27 protein-coding genes and 1 pseudogene are annotated in these 23,717 nt (G+C 66.8%); 17 read left to right on the top strand and 11 right to left on the bottom strand.

Annotation, left to right across the window (positions count from 1 at the left end; genetic code table 11):
* The first annotated feature begins 36 nt into the window (after positions 1–36).
* The 9 genes from RS84_RS15055 to lnt are packed head-to-tail and all read left to right on the top strand — an operon-like array spanning position 37 to position 9,727.
* Positions 37–723 carry an HAD family hydrolase gene (locus RS84_RS15055; RefSeq protein ID WP_268748621.1) on the top strand — a complete coding sequence of 229 codons (687 nt, stop codon included), beginning with the start codon at positions 37–39 and terminating at the stop codon, positions 721–723.
* Positions 720–1,745: a tRNA (adenine-N1)-methyltransferase gene (locus tag RS84_RS15050; protein ID WP_045258596.1), complete on the top strand. Its 1,026-nt coding sequence runs from the start codon at positions 720–722 to the stop codon at positions 1,743–1,745. Before RS84_RS15055 ends, RS84_RS15050 begins: the two co-directional genes overlap by 4 nt.
* A 4-nt stretch (positions 1,746–1,749) precedes the next feature.
* Positions 1,750–2,661: a hypothetical protein gene (locus RS84_RS15045; RefSeq protein WP_045259229.1), complete on the top strand. Its 912-nt coding sequence runs from the start codon at positions 1,750–1,752 to the stop codon at positions 2,659–2,661.
* Complete coding sequence (locus tag RS84_RS15040; protein WP_045258595.1) at positions 2,661–3,647, top strand: helix-turn-helix transcriptional regulator; 987 nt, start codon at positions 2,661–2,663, stop codon at positions 3,645–3,647. The genes RS84_RS15045 and RS84_RS15040 overlap by 1 nt, the downstream gene beginning before the upstream one ends.
* Positions 3,644–4,633, top strand: coding sequence for a helix-turn-helix transcriptional regulator (locus RS84_RS15035; RefSeq protein ID WP_045258594.1), 990 nt, complete (start codon positions 3,644–3,646; stop codon positions 4,631–4,633). The genes RS84_RS15040 and RS84_RS15035 overlap by 4 nt, the downstream gene beginning before the upstream one ends.
* Positions 4,634–4,663: 30 nt before the next feature.
* Entirely contained in the window at positions 4,664–4,915 is a 252-nt protein-coding gene (locus tag RS84_RS15030; RefSeq protein WP_045258593.1) for a twin-arginine translocase TatA/TatE family subunit, read from the top strand.
* 53 nt (positions 4,916–4,968) lie between these two features.
* Positions 4,969–5,733, top strand: a complete 765-nt coding sequence (gene tatC / locus RS84_RS15025; RefSeq protein WP_045258592.1) for a twin-arginine translocase subunit TatC — start codon at positions 4,969–4,971, stop codon at positions 5,731–5,733.
* Entirely contained in the window at positions 5,730–8,192 is a 2,463-nt protein-coding gene (locus RS84_RS15020) for a DEAD/DEAH box helicase (RefSeq protein ID WP_045258591.1), read from the top strand. Before tatC ends, RS84_RS15020 begins: the two co-directional genes overlap by 4 nt.
* A gap of 11 nt (positions 8,193–8,203) precedes the next feature.
* The gene (gene lnt / locus RS84_RS15015; protein ID WP_045258590.1) at positions 8,204–9,727 is read left to right on the top strand and encodes an apolipoprotein N-acyltransferase; all 1,524 of its coding nucleotides are present in this window, start codon (positions 8,204–8,206) and stop codon (positions 9,725–9,727) included.
* Here the strand turns inward: lnt and RS84_RS15010 are convergent.
* From RS84_RS15010 to RS84_RS14995, 4 genes are all read right to left on the bottom strand, one after another.
* Positions 9,724–10,107 carry an RNA polymerase-binding protein RbpA gene (locus tag RS84_RS15010; protein ID WP_045258589.1) on the bottom strand — a complete coding sequence of 128 codons (384 nt, stop codon included), beginning with the start codon at positions 10,105–10,107 and terminating at the stop codon, positions 9,724–9,726. The genes lnt and RS84_RS15010 overlap by 4 nt on opposite strands.
* 105 nt (positions 10,108–10,212) lie before the next feature.
* Positions 10,213–10,989, bottom strand: coding sequence for a glycerophosphodiester phosphodiesterase family protein (locus tag RS84_RS15005; RefSeq protein ID WP_045258588.1), 777 nt, complete (start codon positions 10,987–10,989; stop codon positions 10,213–10,215).
* Entirely contained in the window at positions 10,986–11,903 is a 918-nt protein-coding gene (locus RS84_RS15000; RefSeq protein WP_045258587.1) for an SPFH domain-containing protein, read from the bottom strand. The genes RS84_RS15005 and RS84_RS15000 overlap by 4 nt, the downstream gene beginning before the upstream one ends.
* 8 nt (positions 11,904–11,911) lie before the next feature.
* Positions 11,912–12,385: an NfeD family protein gene (locus RS84_RS14995; RefSeq protein ID WP_045258586.1), complete on the bottom strand. Its 474-nt coding sequence runs from the start codon at positions 12,383–12,385 to the stop codon at positions 11,912–11,914.
* 121 nt (positions 12,386–12,506) lie between these two features.
* Between RS84_RS14995 and RS84_RS14990 the strand changes: the two genes are divergently transcribed.
* On the top strand, positions 12,507–13,271 hold the full coding sequence (locus RS84_RS14990) for an SDR family oxidoreductase (RefSeq protein WP_045258585.1): 765 nt from the start codon (positions 12,507–12,509) through the stop codon (positions 13,269–13,271).
* Between the two features lie 68 nt (positions 13,272–13,339).
* On the opposite strand, the gene RS84_RS14985 is transcribed toward RS84_RS14990, so the two are convergent.
* Complete coding sequence (locus RS84_RS14985) at positions 13,340–13,927, bottom strand: HdeD family acid-resistance protein (RefSeq protein ID WP_045258584.1); 588 nt, start codon at positions 13,925–13,927, stop codon at positions 13,340–13,342.
* 179 nt (positions 13,928–14,106) lie between these two features.
* Between RS84_RS14985 and RS84_RS14980 the strand changes: the two genes are divergently transcribed.
* The 5 genes and pseudogenes from RS84_RS14980 to RS84_RS19765 all read left to right on the top strand — a co-directional run.
* A complete protein-coding gene (locus tag RS84_RS14980; RefSeq protein WP_045259228.1) occupies positions 14,107–14,505 on the top strand; it encodes a helix-turn-helix transcriptional regulator in 399 nt (132 codons plus the stop codon).
* 5 nt (positions 14,506–14,510) lie between these two features.
* Positions 14,511–14,921 carry a VOC family protein gene (locus tag RS84_RS14975; RefSeq protein ID WP_045258583.1) on the top strand — a complete coding sequence of 137 codons (411 nt, stop codon included), beginning with the start codon at positions 14,511–14,513 and terminating at the stop codon, positions 14,919–14,921.
* A gap of 22 nt (positions 14,922–14,943) precedes the next feature.
* On the top strand, positions 14,944–17,298 hold the full coding sequence (locus tag RS84_RS14970) for an ATP-binding cassette domain-containing protein (protein ID WP_152641852.1): 2,355 nt from the start codon (positions 14,944–14,946) through the stop codon (positions 17,296–17,298).
* Positions 17,295–17,795 (top strand): GrpB family protein, encoded by a 501-nt coding sequence (locus RS84_RS14965; protein ID WP_082062216.1) that lies wholly within the window; start codon positions 17,295–17,297, stop codon positions 17,793–17,795. Before RS84_RS14970 ends, RS84_RS14965 begins: the two co-directional genes overlap by 4 nt.
* Positions 17,796–17,805: 10 nt before the next feature.
* Positions 17,806–18,009: pseudogene (locus RS84_RS19765) on the top strand (hypothetical protein); the annotation flags it as partial.
* On the opposite strand, the gene RS84_RS14960 reads toward RS84_RS19765, so the two are convergent.
* From RS84_RS14960 to RS84_RS14935, 6 genes are all read right to left on the bottom strand, one after another.
* Positions 17,993–18,331: a hypothetical protein gene (locus RS84_RS14960; RefSeq protein ID WP_152641850.1), complete on the bottom strand. Its 339-nt coding sequence runs from the start codon at positions 18,329–18,331 to the stop codon at positions 17,993–17,995. The pseudogene RS84_RS19765 and the gene RS84_RS14960 overlap by 17 nt on opposite strands.
* A 671-nt stretch (positions 18,332–19,002) precedes the next feature.
* The gene (locus RS84_RS14955; RefSeq protein ID WP_045259227.1) at positions 19,003–19,443 is read right to left on the bottom strand and encodes a MarR family winged helix-turn-helix transcriptional regulator; all 441 of its coding nucleotides are present in this window, start codon (positions 19,441–19,443) and stop codon (positions 19,003–19,005) included.
* Positions 19,444–19,873: 430 nt separating this feature from the next.
* The gene (locus tag RS84_RS14950) at positions 19,874–20,290 is read right to left on the bottom strand and encodes a hypothetical protein (RefSeq protein ID WP_152641849.1); all 417 of its coding nucleotides are present in this window, start codon (positions 20,288–20,290) and stop codon (positions 19,874–19,876) included.
* Positions 20,291–20,402: 112 nt separating this feature from the next.
* Positions 20,403–21,410 carry an alpha/beta fold hydrolase gene (locus tag RS84_RS14945; protein WP_052676394.1) on the bottom strand — a complete coding sequence of 336 codons (1,008 nt, stop codon included), beginning with the start codon at positions 21,408–21,410 and terminating at the stop codon, positions 20,403–20,405.
* Between the two features lie 70 nt (positions 21,411–21,480).
* Entirely contained in the window at positions 21,481–21,948 is a 468-nt protein-coding gene (locus RS84_RS19365) for a peptidoglycan recognition family protein (protein WP_052676393.1), read from the bottom strand.
* A 355-nt stretch (positions 21,949–22,303) separates the two neighbouring features.
* Complete coding sequence (locus RS84_RS14935; RefSeq protein ID WP_045258578.1) at positions 22,304–22,924, bottom strand: TetR/AcrR family transcriptional regulator; 621 nt, start codon at positions 22,922–22,924, stop codon at positions 22,304–22,306.
* Between the two features lie 77 nt (positions 22,925–23,001).
* Here RS84_RS14935 and RS84_RS14930 point away from each other — a divergent pair, with 77 nt between their 5' ends.
* Together RS84_RS14930 and RS84_RS14925 are read left to right on the top strand one after the other, a co-directional pair.
* On the top strand, positions 23,002–23,382 hold the full coding sequence (locus tag RS84_RS14930) for a DUF1761 family protein (protein ID WP_045258577.1): 381 nt from the start codon (positions 23,002–23,004) through the stop codon (positions 23,380–23,382).
* Between the two features lie 21 nt (positions 23,383–23,403).
* Positions 23,404–23,685: a DUF1905 domain-containing protein gene (locus RS84_RS14925; protein ID WP_045258576.1), complete on the top strand. Its 282-nt coding sequence runs from the start codon at positions 23,404–23,406 to the stop codon at positions 23,683–23,685.
* Positions 23,686–23,717: the final 32 nt, after the last annotated feature.

The following is a 23,717-nucleotide window of genomic DNA, read 5'->3' as shown; positions in this document are numbered from 1 at the left end:
GGCGGAGCCCGGTGCAGCCACGGCTAACATGGTCCAGTGAGCAGACAGCCGGGCGCAGTCCTCTGGGACATGGATGGGACACTCGTCGACACCGAGCCGTACTGGATGGCCGCGGAGACGGCGCTGGTCGAGTCGTACGGCGGCCGCTGGACCCACGAGGATGCTCTTCAGCTCGTCGGCAACGGCCTGATCGACAGCGCGATCATCCTGCAGAACGCGGGCGTCGACCTGCCCGCCGAGGCGATCATCTCCTGCCTGACGGATGCCGTGCAGGAGGCGCTGCGGACGCAGGGCGTGCCGTTCCGCCCTGGTGCCCAGGAGCTGCTGCAGGATCTGCGGGCCGCCGGCATCCGCACGGGGCTGGTGACCATGTCCCTGCGCCGCATGGCTCTCGGAGTCGTCGAGCTGATCGATTTCAAGGCCTTCGACATCGTCGTCGCGGGCGATGACGTCGACAACCCCAAGCCTCACCCCGAGCCCTATCTGCGCGCCGCCTCGCTCCTCGGTGTCGACATCACCGAGACCGTGATCATCGAGGATTCTCCGACCGGTTTGCGGGCGGGCATCGCCTCGGGTGCCGTGGCACTGGGCGTCCCGCATATCGTCTCGCTCGACGGCGTCGGCGCGCACGAGCTGTGGCCGACGCTCGCCGAGCGCGGAGCATCCGACATCGCAGAACTGTTCACCCGCCTCTCGACGTCTCTGACAGGAGTCACCCGATGATCCCATCCACCGCGAAGCGCCCGAGCGGACCCTTTCGCGAGGGCGATCGGGTGCAGCTGACGGGGCCGAAAGGCCGCCTGCACACCGTCACTCTCCGCGAAGACGGCGAACTGCACACGCATCACGGCGTGCTGCGGCACCGCGACCTCATCGGCTTGCCCGACGGCTCGGTCGTCGCGAACAGCTCCGGCCACGACTACCTCGCTCTGCGTCCGCTGCTGCGGGACTTCGCGATGTCGATGCCCAGGGGAGCGGCCATCGTGTACCCGAAGGACGCCGCACAGATCGTGATGCAGGCCGATGTCTTCCCCGGTGCCGTCGTGGTCGAGGCAGGCGTCGGCTCGGGGGCCCTGTCGCTGTCGCTTCTGCGCGCCGTCGGGCCGTCTGGTCGTCTGGTGTCGTTCGAACGCCGAGACGACTTCGCCGACGTGGCGCGCGGTAACGTCGCCACATTCTTCGGAGAGACCCCGGACACCTGGGACGTCGTCGTCGGCGACCTCGCCGAGCAGCTTCCGCAGCAGTTCTCGCCCGGCACCGTCGATCGGGTCGTGCTCGACATGCTCGCCCCCTGGGAGTGCATGGATGTCGTCGCCGAGGCCCTCACGCCGGGGGGCGTGGTGCTCTGCTACGTCGCGACGGCGACCCAGCTGTCTCGCGTCGCGGAGTACATCCGCGGCACCGGGCTGTTCACGGATCCCGACGCTTCCGAGACCATGGTGCGCGGCTGGCACGTCGAGGGCCTCGCGGTCCGCCCGGACCACCGGATGGTCGCGCACACCGGATTCCTGCTCACAGCTCGGCGTCTCGCACCAGGAGCGATCGCTCCTTCCGTCAAGCGCCGCGCCTCGAAGAGCAGCTACGGCGACGAGGATGTCGAGCTCTGGACGCCCGGGGCGGTCGGCGACCGCGAGATCACAGACAAGAACCTGCGCAAGCGGGCTCGCGAGGCCGCGAAGGCCGCTGAGGGGGCGCGCCTCGCCGCGGCATCGCGCGACACCGATGGGACGACGGAATATGCTTGAGCCCGTGCGTAAAACCTCCGCCGCTCTGGCGACTCTCAGCCTTGCCGTCCTCGCCCTGACGGGCTGCTCGTCGGCGCCGTCCTTCGACGGCGCCGCCTGCGACCGCACGGCGAACGCCTCGGCCGGACTTGCGGATTCCGTCAGCACCTCGGGAGACGTCGGCTCGGAGCCGGACGTCGAGGTGTACGGCCCTGTGAAGGCCAAGTCCACGAAGTTCTCCGACGCCGTCGTCGGTGACGGCCCCGCGATCGTGAACACGAACCAGCCGTTCATCGCCAACGTGACCACGTATGACGGCACGACGGGCGAGAAGCTCCAGACCACGGGCTACGACGCCTCGACGACGCAGCCGCACGACATCGCGTACTGGAGCCAGGTCTCTCCGGCGCTCAGCGAGGTGCTCCAGTGCGCCACGGGCGGGAGCCGCGTGGTCGGTCTGCTCACGTCGAAGGACATGGGCGCGCAGTCGGATGCCGGCACGGTCGTCATCGTCTTCGACATCGGCCAGGTGTTCTTGCCGAAGGCCGAGGGCACTCCGCAGTTCAACGATGCGCGAGGCCTGCCGACCGTTGTGCGCGCCCCCGACGGGACGCCCGGTGTGATCATCCCGGACTCCGCGGCCCCGAAGGAGGCGGTGGTGCAGACCCTCATCAAGGGCGATGGCCCGAAGGTGAAGGAGGGCGACTTCGTTGTCGTCAACCACACGGTCCTCAACTGGGACGACAAGAGCGTGGCGGGCACCAGCTGGGGCACGACCTCTCTCGTCACCTCGCCTCTGCCCGAGATGGTCGGTGCGACCGTGGGCTCTCAGCTCATGATCGTCACGCCCGGTGCGGACGAGTCGTCGCCGGCCCAGGTCCTCGTCGTCGACATCCTCGGCATCACGACAGCGGCACCGCAGCAGCAGCAGCAGTGATGGCAGCCGGGATTCCCGCGGAGGAGCGCCTGACGAACCTCGTCGTGGCGCTCATGGCCACGGAGATCGGGCTGACCAAACAGCAGATCCTCGACAACGTCTCGGGGTACCGTCAGCGAGCGGATGCCGGAGCCCGCTCGGATGCGCTCGAGAAGATGTTCGAGCGCGACAAAGACGAGCTGCGCAAGCTCGGCATCCCCGTCGAGACCATCGGCGAGGCGAGCGACCCCAACGACCTTCGCGAGGCGCGTTACCGTATTCCGCAGGCGGAATACGATCTGCCGACCGACATCGACTTCAGTCCCGCCGAACTCGCCGTCCTGCAGCTCGCCGGCAGCGTCTGGAGTGCCGAGTCCGTCTCGGGCGACGCGCAGGCAGGCGTCCGCAAGATCCGCGCCCTCGGCATCGACGGCGACGAGCCGATCATCGGGTTCGCCCCGCGCATCACCGCGCGAGACGCTGCCTTCGCTCCGCTGCAGGAGGCGATAGAGAAGAGCCGCGTCGTCACGTTCGAGTATTTGAAGCCGGGGGAGGATGCTGCCCGCACGCGCCGCATCCGGCCCCTCGCACTCGTCGACTACGAGGCCCGCTGGCACGTCTTCGGCATCGATGTCGAGGCGGGCGGGGACCGGACGTTCCTGCTGAGCCGCATCGTCGGAGCCGTCAAGATCACGAATGTCTCCTTCGACCCGGCGCTGCGTGAGGGCGCCGGAGACCGAGCCGTCGCCGGTCTCGAAGAGGTCGCCGCCCGCAACTCGGCGCTCCTCGAGGTCACCCCCGGGACCGAGGCCTCTCTGCGACTGGGGCGCCGCGCGACCCCGGCCGTGCAGGGCATCACTGTTCCCTTCGTCGATGTGCACATCTTCGCCGACGAGCTGGCCTCCTACGGCCCGGAGGTGCGCGTCGTCGAGCCCGCCGCGCTGCGAGACGCCGTCATCGCGCGGCTGCGAGCCGTCGTCGAGACGAATGCCGAGGTCTCGCCGTGAGCGCCCAGCCGAAGCCCCTGCTCGCCGCCGATCGCGTGCGACTGTATCTGACGCTCGTGCCGTACCTGCTCGAGCATGGCCAGGTGTCCCTCGATGAGGCCGCCGCGGAGTTCGGCGTCGGCCGCGAGGAGATGCGGTCGATGGTCGAGAAGCTCACCGTCATCGGGCTCCCCGGCGATTCCGGGTACTGGCAGCAGCCGCAGGAGATGTTCGACATCAACTGGGACCTGCTCGACGACGAAGACGTGATCGAGATCACCAACGACGTGGCGCTGCGGCGGGTTCCTCGCTTCACAGCGCGCGAGGCTGCCGCCCTGCTCGCCGGTCTCCAGATGGTCGCCGCAGTGCCCGCCGTGTCCGACACAGGACTGGTCAAGGGCCTGATCGCCAAGCTCTCGCGTGGCGCCGCAGACGCACCGGCCGAGGTGGTGATCGCGCCCAGCGCCGTCGACGAGGTGCGCACGGTGGTCGCCAGGGGCGTGCAGGACGGCGTCGCCGTCTCGTTCACCTACAAGGCTCCGGATGCTGCGCCCACGACGCGCACGGTCGACCCCGTGCAGATCCTCATCACGAACGGCCAGTGGTACCTGCAGGGATGGTGCCACCTCCGGAAGGGGATGCGCACGTTCCACCTGGATCGTGTGAGCGACCCGCAGCTCACGGACATCGCGATCACGCACCGCGGCGATCCCGTTCCCGAGGCGTTCTCCGCGGCTTCGGGCGACGGCGAGGTCACGGTGCGCATCCCCGAGCGGCTCGCGCCGCTCCTCGGCGCGTTCTTCTCGGTCGACAGCGTGGAGACGCAGGGCGGCGTCGTGACGGCACGACTGCATCTCGCCGATCCGCGCAGCATCAAGCGCCTCGCCGCGAGGTTCGGCGGAGCACTGGAAGTCGTGGAGCCGGGCATCGCCAGGGCAGCGACCCATGACTGGGCCGCGGCCGGACTCGCGCTCTACTACCGACCTGACGCCGGCGACGCCGGTTAGACTGGCAGAAATCAACGAGGAGACTTTCTCATGGGCAATCTGTTCGCCGGTCCGCACCTGTGGATCATCCTCATCATCATCCTGCTGCTCTTCGGCGCGGCGAAGCTCCCTGCACTGGCGAAGAGCATGGGCCAGTCGGCCCGCGTGTTCCGGGGTGAGATGAAGGCTATGAAGGCGGAGGACGCCGCCGACAAGGCGGACGCCGCTCCTGCCGACACCGCTTCGGGCACCACGACGTCGACCGAGGCGCCGAGCACCGACACGCCGCCGCGCTCGTCGTAGGCGTGGCCAAGAGTTCCGCTGCGTCGGACGTCGTTCCGCCTCGCGAGAGGCGGATGACGCTCGCGGCGCACCTGGTCGAGCTGCGGAAGAGGCTCATCATCGCGGTGATCGGCCTCGCCGTCGGCATGGTCGTCGCGTTCTTCGTGACCGACCAGGTCATCTGGTACATCACGGGTCCGATCCGGATTCTCGACGCGGAGCGCGGGACCGAGACCCCGTTCGCGCAGCTGGTCTTCTCCGCGGTCTCCTCAGGATTCGACCTGCGCATGCGCATCGCGCTCGCGATCGGAATGCTGCTGTCGGCGCCGATCTGGCTGTGGCAGGTCTGGGCGTTCATCATGCCGGGTCTCACTCGCAAGGAGATCCGCTACACGCTCGGCTTCGTGGGGGCGGCGATACCGCTGTTCTTCGCGGGCGGCTATGTGGCGGTTCTGGTCGCGCCGCACGTGATCGAGATCATGTCGACCTTCGTCCCTGAGGGCGGCGTGAACTACTTCGACGCCGGTCAGTACTACGACTTCATGTTCAAGTTCGTGCTTGTCGTGGGAGTCTCCTTCGTGCTGCCGGTGTTCCTCGTGGCGCTGAACGTCGCCGGCGTGATGAGCGGCAAGGCGATCTTGAAGGGGTGGCGGATCGCGATCCTCATCGCCTGCCTCTTCGCCGCGATCACGACGCCGGCCGCAGACATCTTCTCGATGTTCCTTCTCGCAGGCATCCTCGTCGTCCTCTACTTCGCGGCGACAGTGGTGTCCTTGCTCTTCGACCGACGCCGGGCCAAGCGCGAGAAGGCCGCAGGCCTTCTGCCAGAGGTCTCGTGAGTTCGCCCGCCGAGCGCTATGCGGCGGCGCGCGAGGCGTCCGAGCATCCGCATACCACCGCCTTCGCCGCCCGCCAGCGCTTCGATCTCGACCCTTTCCAGGTCGCCGGCTGCCATGCGCTCGAGCGTGGCCGCAGCGTTCTCGTCGCCGCTCCGACGGGTGCAGGAAAGACGATCGTCGGCGAGTTCGCGATCCATCTGGCGATGCAGACGCCGGGCGACAAGGCGTTCTACACGACGCCGATGAAGGCGCTGTCGAATCAGAAGTTCCGCGAGCTGGTCGACGTCTACGGTGCCGATCAGGTCGGTCTTCTCACGGGCGACACGAACATCAACGGCAACGCGCGCATCGTGGTCATGACCACCGAGGTGCTGCGCAACATGATCTATGCCGATTCGGCCGCCCTGCGCGATCTGCGCTACGTGATCATGGACGAGGTTCACTATCTCGCCGACCGCTTCCGCGGCGCCGTGTGGGAAGAGGTCATCATCCATCTGCCGCAGCACGTGCGGCTCGTCTCGCTGAGTGCCACCGTGTCGAACGCCGAGGAGTTCGGCGACTGGCTCGACACGGTGCGGGGCGACACCGAGGTGATCGTGTCGGAGATCCGCCCGGTTCCCCTCGAGCAGCACGTGCTCGTGCGCGACGACCTGCTGCCGCTGTTCGACGAGCGCGCCGGCCTCGCCACGACCAAGGTGAACCAGGAGCTCATGCGCATCCGCTCCTTCACCGGTTCGAACTACGACAACAACCGCCGAGCCCAGTCGTACCGCAGCGACCGGCACGCCGGCCGCCAGGCGCAGCGCCCGCAGCGCGGAGGGCGAAGGCCCGACGCCCGCCGCATCGAGCGCGTCGACCGGCCAGAGGTCGTGCATCTGCTCGATCGCGCCAACCTGCTGCCCGCGATCTTCTTCATCTTCAGCCGTGTGGGATGCGACGCCGCCGTGGCGCAGGTCCGCCGCTCGGGCCTTCGCCTGACCACGACCGAGGAGCGGACGGAGATCCGCGCCATCGTGGAGGAATCGACACGCTCCCTGCAGGATGAGGACCTCGGGGTGCTCGGATACTGGGAGTGGCTCGACGACCTCGAACGCGGTGTCGCAGCCCATCACGCCGGTCTTCTCCCGGCGTTCAAGGAGGTCGTCGAAGAGCTCTTCCGGCGCAAGCTGGTCAAGGTCGTCTTCGCGACCGAGACGCTGGCGCTCGGTATCAACATGCCGGCCCGCACCGTCGTCCTCGAGAAGATGGAGAAGTTCAACGGCGAGGCACGCGTGGCGATCACGTCGGGGGAGTACACCCAGCTCACGGGTCGTGCGGGGCGCCGAGGCATCGACGTCGAGGGTCACGCTGTGGTCCAGTGGACCGAGGGCATGGACCCGCAGGCGGTCGCGGCTCTCGCCTCCCGCCGCACCTATCCTCTGAACTCCAGCTTCCGCCCGACGTACAACATGGCCGTGAACCTGATCGACCTGTTCGGCAAGAACAGAGCGCGCCAGATCCTGGAATCGTCGTTCGCGCAGTTCCAGGCCGACCGCGCGGTCGTGGGGCTCGCGCGGCAGGTGCGCGAGGCCGAGGCGTCGCTCGCCGGTTACCAGAAGTCGATGGAATGCGAGCACGGAGACTTCGTCGAGTACGGGGCGATCCGACGCGAGCTCAGCGACCTCGAGAAGAAGAACCGGCAGGACTCTCACGCGCCGCGCGGCGCACGAGAGAAGCGCATGAAGCGCATCCAGTCGCTTCGGGGGCAGATGCAGCGGCACGGATGCCATCGCTGCCCCGACCGCGAGGCGCACGCGCGCTGGGCGGAGCGCTACTGGAAGCTCAAGCGGCAGACCGACCGCATCCGCCGCCAGATCGAGACGCGCACGGGCACGGTCGCGCGTGTCTTCGACCGGGTCGTCGAGGTGCTCGAGACGCTCGACTATCTCACGGTGGTGGACGGTGAGACGTCCCTCACGGATGCCGGTCGCACGATGCGCCGCATCTACGGGGAGCGCGACCTCCTCGTCGCCGAATCTCTGCGTCAGGGGCTGTGGAAGGGCCTCGACGCGCCCTCTCTCGCGGCCATGGCCTGCTGCCTGGTCTACGAGCCCCGTCGCGACGAGGCGAACGCGGGGGAGCGCAACCTTCCTCGCGGCGCGTTCCGCACCGCCTACGACAAGACGACCACTCTCTGGGCCGAGCTCGACGATCTCGAGAAGGATCATCAGCTGCCCGGCACCGAGCCGCTCGCGCCCGGCCTTGCCGGCGCGATGCACTCCTGGGCGCGCGGCGGAATGCTCGATCGCGTCCTGATCGACGCGGACATGGCCGCGGGCGACTTCGTCCGCTGGGCGAAGCAGACCATCGACCTCCTGGATCAGCTCTCGATCGTCGCCGAAGACGCAGCCCTGACCCGCAATGCGCGCACGGCGCTTGACGGCATCCGCCGCGGCATCGTGGCCTACTCGTCGATGTGACGGGGGAGCAGATGTCCGATCCGTCCGCGCGCCCGCGTCCGCTGCTTCCGCTGCCACTCGCGCTGCCGGCGGCCGCCGCGTCCGCGCTGCTGATGTACGCGTCGTACCCGGGGCCTGCCATCTGGATCTTCGCGTTCCCGGCTGTGGCGTTTCTGCTGCTGTCGCTGATCGGGCGACGTGCAGGCGGTGCCCTCCTTGTCGGCCTGGTGTACGGCATCCTCTTCTTCGCGCTGCTCGTCTCATGGACCTCGCGGTATCTCGGCCCGATCCCGTGGGCGGCTCTGAGCGTCGTCGAGGGCGGTCTGACGGCCATCGCGCTGGTCCCGATCGCGTTGGCGTACCGGTGGCTTCCGCGCGCGGCCCCCGGGCCCGCAGGGCGGCTTCTGCTGCTTCCTGCAGTCGTCGCTGCGCTGTGGGTCGGCCGCGAGCTGTTCATCGGCAACTGGCCGTACGGCGGCTTCCCGTGGGCGCGTCTGGGCATGACCCAGGCCGAGAGCCCGCTCGCGCCTGTGACCTCATGGCTGGGCGTCAGCGGGCTGAGCTTCCTCATGGTGCTGCTGGTCGCGATGCTGATCGAGACGACACGGCTCGGCATCTGGAGGCGGCCGCTCAGACTGATCGCCCCTGCTGCGGTGGCGGCTGTTCTGCTGTTCACGCCGCTCTTCCCGACGGCGCATGCCGGATCTCTGCGCATCGCCGCCGTGCAGGGGAACGGGCCGACCGGATACTTCGACCAGCGCGAGCCGTATTCGGTGATCGACGCGCAGACGGCTGCCACTGAGCCGCTCTACGGCAAGGATGTCGATCTGCTGGTGTGGCCAGAGGGGTCGCTCGACTACGATCCGTTCCAAGACGCCGCGACCGCCCGCAGGATGACCCGCGTCGCGAACAGCATCGACGCGCCGCTGCTCGCGAACGCGGCGACCGGCCGTGACGACCTCTACTTCAACACCTCGATGCTGTGGCCCCGACAGGGAGCCGCCGAGCAGGTGCACGACAAACGGCATCCGGTGCCGTTCGGCGAGTACGTACCGGACCGCGCCTTCTATTACGCGATCGTGCCCGACCTCATCGGGCTGATCGGGCGTGAGTACACGCCGGGCACGAACCCGCCCGTCGTGGACGTCGACGGGGTGAAGGTCGGCCTCGCGATCTGCTTCGACGTGATCTACGACGACCTCGTGCATGAAGGAGTGTCCGATGGCGCGGAGGTGCTCGTCTTTCAGACGAACAACGCGGACTTCCGCGGCACAGATGAGAATCTGCAGCAGCTCGCGTTCGCACGCATGCGCGCGATCGAGACGGGACGCAGCGTGGTGAACGTCTCCACGGTCGGAACGAGCCAGATCATCCGGCCCGACGGATCGACGGTGACAGCGCTGGATGCAGATGAGGCCGGGGCGATGCTCGAGGATGTCGAGCTTCGCTCCGGCCTCACGGCTGGGGTGATCCTCAGCCCCTGGATTCAGCAGCTGCTGGTGTGGGGCGGGATCGGAGCGCTCCTGTTCGGAGGCTGGCGCTCCCGGCGCGCCTAGGCGCCGATCTTCTGACGGCTGGGGTCTTCCCCGGCGCCGCGGCGGGCACGCAGAACCGCGAGACGCTCCTCGAGCAGTTCTTCGAGCTCGGCGCGGGTACGGCGCTCCAGGAGCATGTCCCAGTGCGTACGTGCGGCCTTCTCGTCGGTGGCCTCGAGCGTGACGGCCTGGCCATCGACGTTCAGGCGTGCCTCAGCGCCGCAGGAGCGGCACTCCCAAGTCTGGGGCGGCTCGGCGTCCGCCGCGAACATCAGGTTCGTGACGTGGCCGCATGTGTCACAGGTGTAGGTGGTCTCACGGCGCTCCATGAAAACGACGCCCTCTTCGCTCTGTAGGCTCTGGGCGCCGAGTCGGATGCCGCGCAGGCTGCGATCTGCCATTGTGTGGTCCTCTCGTCGCTGTCAGGTATAACGCTCGAGCCTGTGCTTCTCATCCGAGAAGACGTGTTCTCGCTGGGATTCACAGGTGAATCCCAGCGCGACGACCTATGGCGCGCCGAGCACCTCGAGGGCGAGATCCGCCCGGTCGGAGACCACGCCGTCGACGCCCGCGGCGACGAGGCGCGTCATGTCCGCAGGATCGTTCACCGTCCATACGTGGACCTCGACGCCGTGTCGGTGTGCGGCGCGCAGGAGCGCCGGGGTGAGCACGTGGATGCCGCGCTGTCGCTCGGGTATCTGCAGCGCATCGAGGTCCCGGAGGAGGCGAGCAGGGGAGAGGCGCAGGGCGGACCGAGCGACCATCTGCGCGATCGTACGGCTGCCGCCGGAGGTGGCAGGGCGGATGTCGGCTCCCGCATCGACGGCTGCAGCGACCGCGACCCGCCGTCTCGCATCAGAGAAGCTCGTCACGAGCACCCTGTGAGCGTGCGGGGCTACGACCCGTCCGAGCGTCACCGCCGCGGCATCCGTCTTCACATCGATGTTGAAGCGCACCTCGGGGAAGGCATCGAGCGCCTCTCCGGCAGTGAGCAGACCGCCGTGCCCAGCGAAGATGTCGCGAAGCTCGCGCGTGCCGATGTCGGCCACCGCTCGCTCGTCGCCGTTCAGACGGCTGAGGTCGGGATCGTGCAGGAGGACCACATCACCGTCCGCCGTCAGATGGCAGTCGGTTTCGATGTACTCGACCCCTGCCGCATGAGCTGCGGCGAACGCCACCGCGCTGTTCTCCCACACGCCCGAGTCCTCGCCCGCAGCGGTGACAAGACCGCGGTGGGCGAGGACTCGGGGGTGACGTGTCTTCGCGAAGTACGGGTGCGTCACGCGCCCGGAGTGCCCGTCGGAGGCTTCGGAGTGAACGCGCTGCCGATGCCCTTGAGCGCCTCGGTGAGCTCGCTCGGGATGATCCACAGCTTGCTCGAGGAGCTCTCGCTGATCTTCGGCAGCATCTGCAGGTACTGGTATGCGAGGAGCTTGTCGTCCGGCTGTCCCTGATGAATGGCGCTGAAGACGTTCTGGATCGCCTCGGCCTCACCCTGGGCGCGGAGCACTGCCGCCTGCTTGTCACCCTCGGCCTGGAGGATGGCGGCCTGGCGCTGACCCTCGGCTTCGAGGATCTGAGACTGCTTCGATCCCTCGGCCGTGAGGATGGCGGCGCGGCGGTCTCGCTCGGCGCGCATCTGCTTCTCCATCGAGTCCTGGATGGAGACGGGCGGGTCGATCGCCTTGAGCTCGACGCGTCCGACGCGGATTCCCCACTTGCCGGTGGCCTCGTCGAGCACGACGCGCAGCTGGCCGTTGATGTTGTCGCGGCTGGTCAGCGCCTCTTCGAGGTTCAGGCCGCCGACCACGTTGCGGAGCGTGGTGGTGGTGAGCTGTTCGACAGCCCCGAGGTAGTTGGCGATCTCATAGGTCGCCGCGCGCGCATCCGTCACCTGGAAGTAGACGACGGTGTCGATCGACACGACGAGGTTGTCCTCGGTGATCACGGGCTGCGGCGGGAAGGACACGACCTGCTCGCGCATGTCGATCAGCGGCCGCAGCCGGTCGATGAACGGCACCAGGATGTTCAGGCCGGGCATGAGCGTCTTGTGATAGCGGCCGAGCCGCTCCACGACGCCGGCGGTCGCCTGGGGGATGATGCGGATCGAGCGTGCGATCGTGACCACCACGAAGATGATGACGGCGATCGCGAGGATCCATCCGATCGCGGTGGGGATGAAATTGGAGTCGTCCACTTGTTCTCCTAGTCGTTGACGGGACGGACGATGGCGGTGGCGCCGTGGATCGCGGTGACGGCGATCGCGGCCCCTGCGGGAATCGCGACGGGAGAGGCCGTGCGGGCCGTCCAGGTGTCGCCGTTGCTGAGCTTCACCTGCCCGGAGACCTGGGTGATCTCCTGCTGGGCGAGACCGCGGAGGTCGATGAGCGCATCGACGTTCGACTTCGTCGGGTCCTCACCCCGATGCAGCCTCCTGAGCAGGGGCGGCCGGATGAACAGGATGAAGAGGCCGGCGGCGGCTGCCGCGATGATCACCTGCGCCCAGACCGGGATGCCGACGAGATCGGTGATGAGGCCGACGGCCGCTCCGAAGCTCAGCATCAGGAAGGTGAAGTCCAACGAGAGCATCTCGATCACGAGGAAGGCGGCGATCAGCACCAGCCACCCGATCCATGCCCACTGGTCGATGAACTCTACGAAAGTCGTGACGTCGTTCATGCGGCCTCCTTTGCGGTCAACCTATCACGGTGCCGAGCGCCGATCCGGGTGCCGCGAGCGGCCGTTGGTAATGTGAGTGGGTCGCGTTCTCGCGGCGATCAGCGCATCTCTAGGAGTCACCGTGTCCGACGTTCTTCCCGCAGGTTCCCTCGACGGCAAGGTCGCTCTTGTCACCGGCTCGTCCCGCGGCATCGGCGCCGACACGGTGCGCTACTTCGCCGAGGCCGGAGCCGACGTCGTCATCAACTTCCGCAACAAGGCGCCCCGCGCCGAGAAGCTCGCCGCCGAGCTGCGTGGACTCGGCCGCCGTGTGCTCGTGGTCGGCGCGGACCTCACCGACCCGGCATCCGTCGCCGACATGTTCGACGCGGTGAAGAGCGAGTTCGGCCGGCTCGACGTTCTCGTCCTCAACGCCTCGGGCGGCATGGAATCGGGAATGGCTGAGGACTACGCCCTCACCCTCAACCGCGATGCGCAGCTCAACGTTCTGGGCGCCGCGACCCCGCTGCTGGGCGAGGGCTCGCGCGTCGTGTTCGTGACGAGCCACCAGGCGCACTTCATCCGCACCACACCCACGATGCCCGAGTACCTGCCGGTCGCGCTGTCGAAGCGTGCAGGCGAAGACGCTCTGCGCGAGCTCATCCCGAGCCTCGCCGAGAAGGGGATCGGCTTCACCGTCGTCTCGGGCGACATGATCGAGGGCACGATCACCGCGACTCTTCTCGAGCGTGCCAACCCGGGCGCGATCTCGGAGCGCCGCGAGTCGGCCGGCAAGCTCTACAACGTGTCGGAGTTCGCGGCCGAGGTGGCACAGGCGGCGATCGACCCGGTTCCCGCTGACAACACCCGCCTCGTCGGCGACGTCAGCGGTTTCGTCGCGGAGTGACTCACTGAATCGACATCGGCCCCGAACTGCGAACAGTTCGGGGCCGATGTGCGTCTCGGCGGCAGCACTCAGCCGTTGACTGCGCCGGCGACCGACTTCGCGTCACGACCGAGCGTGATGGCCCGGACGATCTGCACGATGCCGAGGACGACCAGCGACGCTCCGAAGAAGATCCACAGCCAGATGCCCGCGGCGAGCACGTTGAACAGCACGAAGACACCCGCGACGATGCTGAGGATCGCGTACAGCAGCGTCCACGTGCGCGAGCCGTCGCTGCCGAGCAGCGTCAGCGAGACGATGCCGTCGAACAGCCAGCTGATGCCGATGAAGATGACGGTGATCAGCGCGAACGTGACAGCCGCCTCTTGAAGGTTGGAGAAGGCGATGACACCGGCGACGATGTAGAGCACACCCAGGGCGATATGACCCGCACGAGCCCACCCGCCCTTGGAACTGGAGAAGATGCCGAGGCCGATGTAGACGAGGCCGGCGACGATCAGATATGCGGCGAAGATGCCGGTGACGAAGACGATCGACTTGATCGGCCACACCAGCAGGACGATGCCGGCGAGGAGCGAGAGGGCACCTGAGACGGCAAGCGAGACGCGGATCGCCTTGAAGGCGGCCTTGGCGTCTGCAGCGAGGGATTCGGACATGTGTAGACCCTTTCTGGGAAGATCCTGTGAGGGATGCCCTCAGGGTAGTCGCCGGAGTGCGCGACGCGGGGGAGGTACGCGGCTCGGCGTCACAGACCGATATATGAGCGTAGGGAGCGACATGGCAGGATCGAACTGTGAATCACGCCGATGACGCACGACTGCGCGAACTGGTGCTGATGCGCAGAGTGCGCGACCGGATCGATCGGGAGTACTCGAAGCCCCTCGACGTGGAGGCGCTTGCGCGCGGCGTGCACATGTCGGCGGGGCACCTGAGCCGCACATTCCGCGACACGTACGGGGAGTCGCCGTACTCATATCTGATGACCCGTCGCATCGAACGCGCCATGGCGCTGCTGCGCCGGGGTGATCTCAGCGTGACCGAGGTCTGCTTCGAAGTGGGGTTCTCTTCGCTCGGCACCTTCAGCACGCGTTTCAGCGAACTGGTGGGCGTGTCGCCGAGTGTCTATCGCGAGCGCGCGGCGCATGTCGACGGCATCCCCACGTTCCAGGCGAAGCAGGTCATCAGACCGATCAGGAATCAAGAAGCGCCGCGCACGGATGCGCACCTAGCCTGAACTTCATGAACATCACGATCAACGCCAGCTTCCTTCCGCACACGGATGCCGAGGCATCCGTCTCCTTCTACCGCGACGTGCTCGGTTTCGAGGTCCGAAAAGACGTCGGATACGACCGGATGCGGTGGATCACCGTGGGACCGCAGGGCCAGCCAGACACGTCTATCGTGCTCACCCCGCCGGCCGTGGACCCGGGCATCAACGAGGAAGAGCGAGCCACCATTCTCGAGCTCATGGCGAAGGGCAGCTTCGGCGGCATCGTTCTCGCGACCGACGACGTCGATGCGGCCTTCGCCGCGATCGAGTCCCGCGGTGCGGATATCGTTCAGGAGCCGATCGATCAGCCGTACGGCGTGCGGGACTGCGCGTTCCGCGACCCCGCTGGCAATATGGTTCGTCTGCAGCAGAGCGCCTGAACCGAACACGAGAAGGATGACGATGACCGTCGAACACCCCGCAGACACTCACGACATCATCCGTGTACAGGGCGCCAGGGAGAACAACCTCAAAGAGGTGAGCGTCGACATTCCCAAGCGCCGTCTGACGGTGTTCACAGGCGTCTCGGGCTCAGGGAAGAGCTCGCTCGTCTTCGACACCATCGCCGCGGAGTCGCGACGGATGATCGACGAGACCTACAGCGCGTTCGTGCAGGGGTTCATGCCGTCGGTGCCGCGGCCCGACGTCGACGTGCTCGAAGGCCTCACCACGGCGATCATCGTCGATCAGGAACGGCTCGGCGCGAACCCGCGCTCGACGGTCGGCACCGTGACCGACGCGAACGCGATGCTGCGCATCCTGTTCTCCAAGCTGGGCCAGCCGTACATCGGCGGCCCGACCGCGTTCTCGTTCAACATCCCGACGCAGAAGGCGAGCGGCGTGATGACCGGTCCCGGCGGCGAGAAGAAGATCGTGAAGGACGCGATCTATCTTGGCGGCATGTGCCCGAGGTGCGAGGGCAGGGGAGCAGTGTCAGACCTCGACCTCGCTCAGATCGTCGACGAGTCGAAGTCCCTGAACGAGGGCGCGATCATGGTGCCGGGATACACGGCGGACGGCTGGATGGTGAAGGGCTTCTCCGAGTCCGGCTTCTACCCGGCCGACAAGCCGATCGCCTCGTTCACCGAGAAGCAGCGGCACCTGTTCCTCTACGGCGAGGTCACGAAGGTCAAGATCTCCGGCATCAACATGACCTACGAGGGCCTGATCCCCAAGATCACGAAGTCGATGCTCTCGAAGGACCTTGACGCCCTGCAGCCGCACATCCGCGCCTTCGTCGAGCGGGTCGCGACCTTCGCGACATGTCCCGAGTGCGACGGCACCCGCCTCACCGAGGGGGCGCGGTCGTCGAAGATCGACGGCATCAGCATCGCGGATGCCTGCCGGATGCAGGTCACGGATCTCGCCGACTGGGTGCGCGGGCTCACGCTGCCAGGGGCGGGCCCGCTGCTCGATGCCCTGAGCGCGAACCTCGACGCATTCGTGACGCTCGGGCTCGGATACCTGTCGCTGGAGCGGCCTTCGGGCACGCTGAGCGGGGGAGAGGCGCAGCGCATCAAGATGCTGCGCCACCTCGGATCCTCACTCACCGATGTCACCTACGTGTTCGACGAGCCGACGATCGGGTTGCACCCGCACGACATCCAGCGCATGAACTCGCTGCTGCTGCGCCTGCGGGACAAGGGCAACACCGTGCTCGTGGTGGAGCACAAGCCCGAGACGATCGTGATCGCCGACCACGTCGTCGATCTGGGACCCGGCGCGGGGAGCGCTGGTGGCGAGATCTGCTTCGAGGGCACGGTCGAGGGTCTGAAGGGCAGCGGCACGAAGACCGGTACGCATCTGGACGACCGCGCTGCGTTGAAGGAATCGGTGCGTTCCGGTGCCGGGTCGATCGAGGTCCGCGGCGCGAACGCGAACAACCTCCAGAACGTCGACGTCGACATCCCGAAGGGCGTGCTCACGGTCGTCACAGGCGTCGCGGGATCAGGCAAGAGCTCGCTGATCCACGGATCGGTGTCCAAGCGAGAGGGCGTCGTCGCAATCGACCAGGGTGCGATCAAGGGTTCACGACGAAGCAACCCCGCGACCTACACGGGCTTGCTCGAGCCGATCCGCAAGGCCTTCGCGAAGGCGAACGGCGTCAAGCCGGCTCTGTTCAGCGCGAACTCCGAGGGTGCCTGCCCGACTTGCAAGGGCGCCGGTGTGATCATCACCGAGCTGGGCTTCATGGACACGATCGAGACGCCGTGCGAGGACTGCGGTGGCAAGCGCTTCCAGGCAGCGGTACTCGAGTACAAGCTCGCCGGCAAGGACATCACCGAGGTGCTCGACCTGCCGGTGGCCGAGGCGCGGGTCTTCTTCTCGGAGGGCGAGGCGAAGCTGCCTGCGGCCGCGGCCATCCTCGGCAGACTCGAGGATGTGGGGCTCGGCTACCTCTCACTGGGGCAGCCGCTGTCGACGCTCTCTGGCGGTGAGCGGCAGCGCATCAAACTCGCGATCCAGATGGGGGAGAAGGGCGACGTCTACGTGCTCGACGAACCCACGACCGGTCTTCACCTCGCCGATGTGCAGAACATCCTGGGTCTGCTCGATCGCCTGGTCGAGTCCGGTAAGACAGTGATCGTGATCGAGCACCATCAGGCGGTGATGGCCCACGCCGACTGGCTCATCGACATCGGTCCCGGCGCAGGGCACGACGGCGGTCGGGTCGTGTTCGAAGGCACGCCTGCCGAGCTCGTCGCGGCGAAGTCGACGCTGACGGGTGAGCACCTGGCGGAGTACGTCGGGGCGTGAGCCACATCGGAGCTGTCACCCTTGTCGAATGCCGTCCCGCAGACTGGAATCGGCGCTTCGAGGTGCTGCGTTCACAGCTGCAGGGAATCGTTCCCACTGCGCTTATCGAACACATAGGCTCAACGGCTGTGCCGGACCTGCCGTCGAAGGACGTCGTCGACGTGCTGGTCGGCGTCGACCACGACCACGTTGCAGAGACTGCATCGCTTTTGTCAGACCACGAGTTCGATCTCGAGGGCCAACGTGCCGGGCACTCTTGGCTGAGTTGGCCGCACCGACAGGAGCGGACCGTGGTCGTCCACGTGGTGGAGGCCGAGGGGCAGGAATGGCACGATCGTGTGGCATTCCGCGATCTCCTTCGATCCGATTCAGGTGCCCGCGCCCGGTATCTGAGTGTCAAACGAGCTGCGGCGGCTGATGCCACGGGATGGGGGGAGTACACCGCCCGCAAAGCAGGCATCGTCACCGCGCTGCTGCGCACCATCCATCAAGATTGACGAGTGCCCTGACTGGCACATCGACATCGGCCCCGGCACAGGGCACGACGGCGGTCGTATCGTATTCGAAGGCACACCTGCCGAGCTCGTCTCGGCGAAGTCGACGCTGACGGGTGAGCGTGGCGGGGCACGAGGCGTGACCAGTTTTCGTCTGCTCCCAGAAGGCTGTGAGACGACGACAATGGCGCAGTGCCCGCCTAGGCTTCACACGTGAGTGCTGGCATGGAGACCACCCGACGAACTGTGACGCGGATCGCGGGCGGTCTCTTCGCGATCGCAACGGCGATCATCGTCTGGATGCTCGCACTGGACGCGGCGTCGTCGGGCACGGCATCCGTCCTCCTCGGCGCGCTCGACGGGCAGAGCGTGCTGAGCCTGGCGATGCTCGTCGCGGTGTCCGCGTTATGCGTCGGCTTGCTGGGCGTCGCGCCGCCGCGGTGGATGCTGCCGCTGAAGATCGTGGGGGCGGTCCTCGCGGCGTGCGCTGCCGCCGTCGCGATGCTCGATGTGGTCCTGACCGTCGAGGCGAACGTCACTGCGGTGCTCAGCGACGGATGCGACACGGGCTACGTGGTCGTGGAGCGCTCGTTCCTCCTGGGCGGGAACAGCACGGTGTACCGGATGGACGGCCCGCTCACGATCGTCCGGGTCGGGCGGGCTTCAGGAGACGACGGATACCAGCCGTTCTCGACCGGTGGATACGCCGTGACGGCTGATGGTGACACGCTGACCATCCACTACTCCGTCGATCGTCCTTCTGAGGACACTGATCTCACGGCCGCTGGATATCCCACCCTGGTGCTGCCGGCGCTGCCCGGACCGCATCAGTGCGGTCTGACGGGTCCGCGGGATCTCTTCCCGGCGCCGCCGTCGACTTCGCCACGCGCACCGATCACGGCCGAATCGATCGATGAAGGCCTCCGCGAACTGCTGACAGCGTCGATCGATGCGAGCGCGGGGGCGGTTCTTGACGCGTCAGGCGCACCGATCGACGTGTCGGGTCTCACTCCGGTGATCGCGGGTTGCGCCGATACCGCGGGTATCCAGAAGGAGCTATCGATCGATTTCCGAACCGAGGACAATGCGCGGTCGCTGGCTCGGATCCTCGAGGTGTGGGACGCTGCCGGATACGACCGGGACCGCGCGATGCAGGAGGACATCCGGTACAGCGACCATCACATCGGCATGCGTGCCGGGGGAGTAGGCCTCACGCCTCGGTCCCGAGTAGCGAGCGACTGCCTGCGAGGAGCGCGAGCGCACCGAGGAAGGCTCCGCGCGCGTCCGCATCGAGCGGCGCGAGCACGTCCTCCTGCGCATCAGCGGCCAGTGCCGCGAGCAAGCGCTGACGTTCGCGTCCTTCAGGCGTCAGCTCGACGACGTTACGGCGGGCATCATCAGGATCGGGACGGCGCACCACATAACCTTCCTCTTCGAGTGTCGTGAGCGTCAGCGTCACGTCACGGCGGTCCAGACGCGCGAGCGTACCGATGCCGACCTGGGAGAGAGGCTCGGGGTTGCGGTCGAGCACGTCGAGGATGCGGTGGTCGTAGACACGCGCGCCGACGGCCACCAGCTTCGCCGTGAGGATGGAGTGCGCCCGCAGGTGGGCCTGGCTGAGCACCCAGGTAGGCAGTTCGGCGAAGAACATCACGCGACCTCTCTGTCGGTGAGAGCGAGAATACGGTATCGTTGGTGTCACCAACGATACCGTAGGGCCGGACGTGCGTGGAAGAAGCGGCCAGCTCACGTCGCGGACGCGCGTATATCCACCGGGCGAGAACGCGCACGAATCGAGGACGATATTGGCACCCGGACGCAGACAACGATGCGGATGCCCGTAGACCGGGCCGAGTTGTCGAGGCGTGACATCGACGAAGCGACGACGCGCCCCAGGCTCGTCCTAGTGCTGTCCCGCCAACGAACACCCCTCAGCGACCTGTCTTTCGGTGAGGCTGGAGATCTGCCAACCTCGCGTCCGCTCTCGCTGGTTCCAACGATCGCGAGATAGCCGATAATGCACATTATGTCAGATCACGTAGGACGCCACGCCCCTGACTGACTGACGTTGCTCAAATCTCTCAGCTGATGCCGGGCTCTGTCGCCATCGCGTCTGAAAGCCGCTTTGCCAATGCTCGCACCTCGCGATCTTTCCACGTCAATGACTGCTCACCGTCGTCCGCAACAGGCACAATCGGAAGCTCCGTCAAGCCGGTGCTGGTCTGCACAGTCAAGACGATAGCCAGAGCAACTTGCGGAAACGGTGGCGAAGACCTGGTCTCAGCAACGCTGATCGACTGGACGTTTGAGACAGGAATGTCCCAGAGCAGACTCGACTTGCGCCACCCGATGAAGGCGACCTTACCCGACTCCACGGCGACTACGAACGCCAGCGGCATGCGAGGGCCACCCAAAGACTCCACCGCTTGCACCGTGGTCGGAAACCGAATCGCGCGGACTGCCGCACCCGCTGGGAAACGCGTCATCAAGTCAGACACTCTCGGATACTAGAACATCATCGCTACCCGGATGCGAACACGCGTCGTTCGATATACGCACCCGCCTCTCGTCATCAGAGCGCGTCCGCGGTGCCGAGTCGGTCGCTTCTCCTCATACCGCTGCGTGCGGCAGCGCCGAGTTCACCAGGCTCACGACGAACTTTCCTGGTTCCTCGAACATGCACAGGTGGGCCGAGTTCTCGAACCAGATGAGGCTCTTCGATGGAGCCGCGACCTTCTCGAACCATCGCTCGACGGGGCCCGTCGGAGTCGTCCAGTCGTGCCGCCCGAGGAACTGGATCATCGGGACGTCGAACTCGATACGGTCTCGCGCATCGAAGCCGAGCAGCGCGGGAAGCACAGCGGGCATCGTCGCCCGCTGCCCCGTGCCGATCAGCTCGAGCTCATCGCTCGTGTAGTACGGCGACAACTCCTCCGCGTCGATGAAATAGCCTGCTCCCGAGCGATATGCGGCCAATCCCCCGTAGTGCTGGGCCCACCTCCTGCACGTCACGATTCGCTCCACTGTGAGCTGCTGCACGCCGGGGTACTCTCCGAGAGCGGTGAGCTCTGACACGGCCTCGTCGTTATGATCCGCAATGGCGCTGCGCACCGCGTGGCCGAAGCTCTCGATCTCGTTCTCCGCCCCCGAGATCACCTGGCCGACGCCGATGTACGCCCAGAGCAGATCTGCTCGCCGTTCTGCCAGAGTGACGCCGATGAGCGTTCCCCAGCTGTGGCCGAGAACACCCACCTTCGTCACGCCCACCTCACTCCGAAGCCACTCGATCAGCTCCACAAGGTCATCGACATACCTGTCGATGCTCAGATCCAGCCCGTCCGGCACGTTCGCCGCCGACTTGCCGCTGGCGCGCTGGTCGTAGTTGACGACGGTGAAGTAGTCCTCGACGCCTCGCTGCCAGATCCACGAAGACGGCAGCGAAGGGAGCGCTGGGCCGCCATGACACACGACGAGCACCGGATTGCTCGCGCTTCGCCCGCGGATCGACACGAACTGGCTGACCCCTCCGAGTTCCACATACGCCGTGCGATCGATTGCCTCGGGATTCGGGAGGCGGCACAGATCTGCGATCACGGCGCGGCCGGCTTCGTCATCCATGCCACCAGCGTAGAAGCGCAGGAGGAGTCGGCACCGCAATCGCGCCGACTCCGCAGAACGTGTCACCCGGTCAAGCGGCCGTGTTCTTCTCGAAGATCTCCCGAGCTCGGGCCACGATGTCATCGAGTCGAGCCTGGAGGTACGGGCCGGGGCATTCAGTTCCCGACCACGTCTCCTGGTGGCTGATGACGTGGTCGCGATCGATCGTGAACGACACGGGAACGCCGTCCAGTGTTCCTCCGTCGAACGTGGCCAGCCACGCGATCATCTGCGCGAGTTCCTCGAGCTGCTCCGCAGTCACGGCGTAGTCGGGCGCCCCGGTGTGGTCCAGCGTCTCCACCGCGAGAGATCTCCAGTTCCAGTCCGCGCCCGTCGACGCGGGTTTCGCGCCGGGGCGGATGAGCTCGAAAACGGTGCCATCGTTTCGGAGATAGAACGTGGGCGCGGAGGATCGCTTGTTGCACCGCGAGAGGAAATCGAGCTGATCAGCGGTTGTTCCCGTGTGATGGATGACGAATCGGTCGATGAGCGGGGTCACTGTGTGATGGTCGCTCCCCGCTGTGGCGCGGCTCGCCCTCGTAGTGGGGTTCGCGCAGTCCTCGAACCCCAGAGGCACTTCTAGGCCCTTCACGGCTCGCTCGTAAACCGGGGCGTACTCAGTCAGGCCCCGTGGGTTGTCCGGGTCCACGGGGGATCCAGCCTCCTCGCCGCCTTCAGGTACGGCAGCCAACCAGATTCCCGCTGCGGTCACGGCGAGTCCCGCCCCCGCGGCGATGAGAAAGCGCCGGCGTGAGGGTTCCGCAGTCGGTGCAGCCGGGTCGGGCGATGAGACGGAGGTACTCATCCGCCTATTCAACACGCCCTCCCCCATACATGGGTTCCAGTATCGCCGGTCAGCGCGGAGCATACCCCGCGAGAAAAAGGTCGACGGCGGTCTCGACACGCGGCTCGTCGACAACAGCGCTCAACAGCCGGGCATTCAGGGGCGCGCCGATCACCAGCCACGTGAACTGGGCGGCCGCGGCGTCCGGGTCGTCGATCCGCAGCTCTCCCCCGTCTGCGATCTCGCCCAGCGCCTCGCCGAGGTTTCGGATGTTCGAGTTCCAGCTCTCCTCGAGGTACACCCGTGCGACCTCGGGCTGCGACTGCGCCTCGGCGGTGACGAGACGGCGCATCTCCAGCACGGGCGGACTCAGAATGCCGGCCCGCATGGTCTGCGCGAGCTCGATGAGCCGTGAGCGGAGGTCACCGCTCCCCCGCAGCCTCTCGAGCGACGGTCGCATGGCGTCGCGGCCGGCCCTCGCCCACGCATGCACGACGGCCGCGTAGAGCGCCTTCTTCGACGAGTGCTCGCGATACAGCGACGACTTGGAGATCTTCGCGCGCTTCGCAACCTCGTCCATCGACGCGCCGCGGTAGCCGAATTCGAGGAACACCCCGCGGGCCACGTCGAGCAGCTCATCCCCCGTCGACCCGGCGGGACGGCCTCTGGTTCGCGTCGCAGTCTCGCTCATACCTCGAATATTAGTACTTGACGGTTCTTTAAGCGAGTCATACCATTTGAGTACCATCAAGTACTCAAGGGGGCGTCATGATCGTCATCGGCATACTGATCGCCACGATCGCATCCTTCATCGCCAGCGCGGCGCTCTACGCGATCCCGCCGGTCTCTCGGCTCGTCGCCCGGACCAGCACGCCGCGACCCGGCATCCCGTTCCCCGTGCAGATGCTCTCGGTGATCTTGCGCAGCCTTCTGGCGTCACTGCTCATCGCCGGTCTCATGGCGACAGCCGACTGGCATGGCGCCGCCGTCGGAGCCCTGCTCGGCCTGACGCTCTCGGCTCTGCCCCTCATCCTGCTGTTCGGCGGCGTCGTGCACGAGAACACCGCGATCCCGACCGCCTGCGTCCACCTGCTCGACTGGATCATCAAGCTCACGCTGATCGGCATCCTCGTCGGGCTCTTCGTCTGAACCCACGAAAGAAGGCACCAAATGAGCGCTCGACCTCTTGACCTGACGTTCACCGCGACTCTCGGCAAAGTCCGGGAGGGCGATACCTGGACGTGCGTGCAGCTCCCGGATTCCGTGACGATCTTCGGCACCCGCGGACTCGTGAAGGTTGCCGGTACTGTCGACGGTGAGCCCTTCCGAGGCGCGTTCATGGCGCTCGGAGACGGCACGCACAAGCTCCCCATCACCGCGGCGATCCGGAAGCAGATCGGGAAGACCGACGGCGACGACGTCACCGTGCACCTCACCGAGCGGCTCAGCTGAGCCTCGTGCCCAGGCCTCGGGCATCGATCGTG

This window comes from Microbacterium hydrocarbonoxydans (genome assembly GCF_000956475.1).
Classification (GTDB): Bacteria; Actinomycetota; Actinomycetes; order Actinomycetales; family Microbacteriaceae; genus Microbacterium; species Microbacterium hydrocarbonoxydans_A.
The sequence above is the reverse complement of the archived record's forward strand: the minus strand, read 5'-3'. Positions and strand labels throughout refer to the sequence as shown.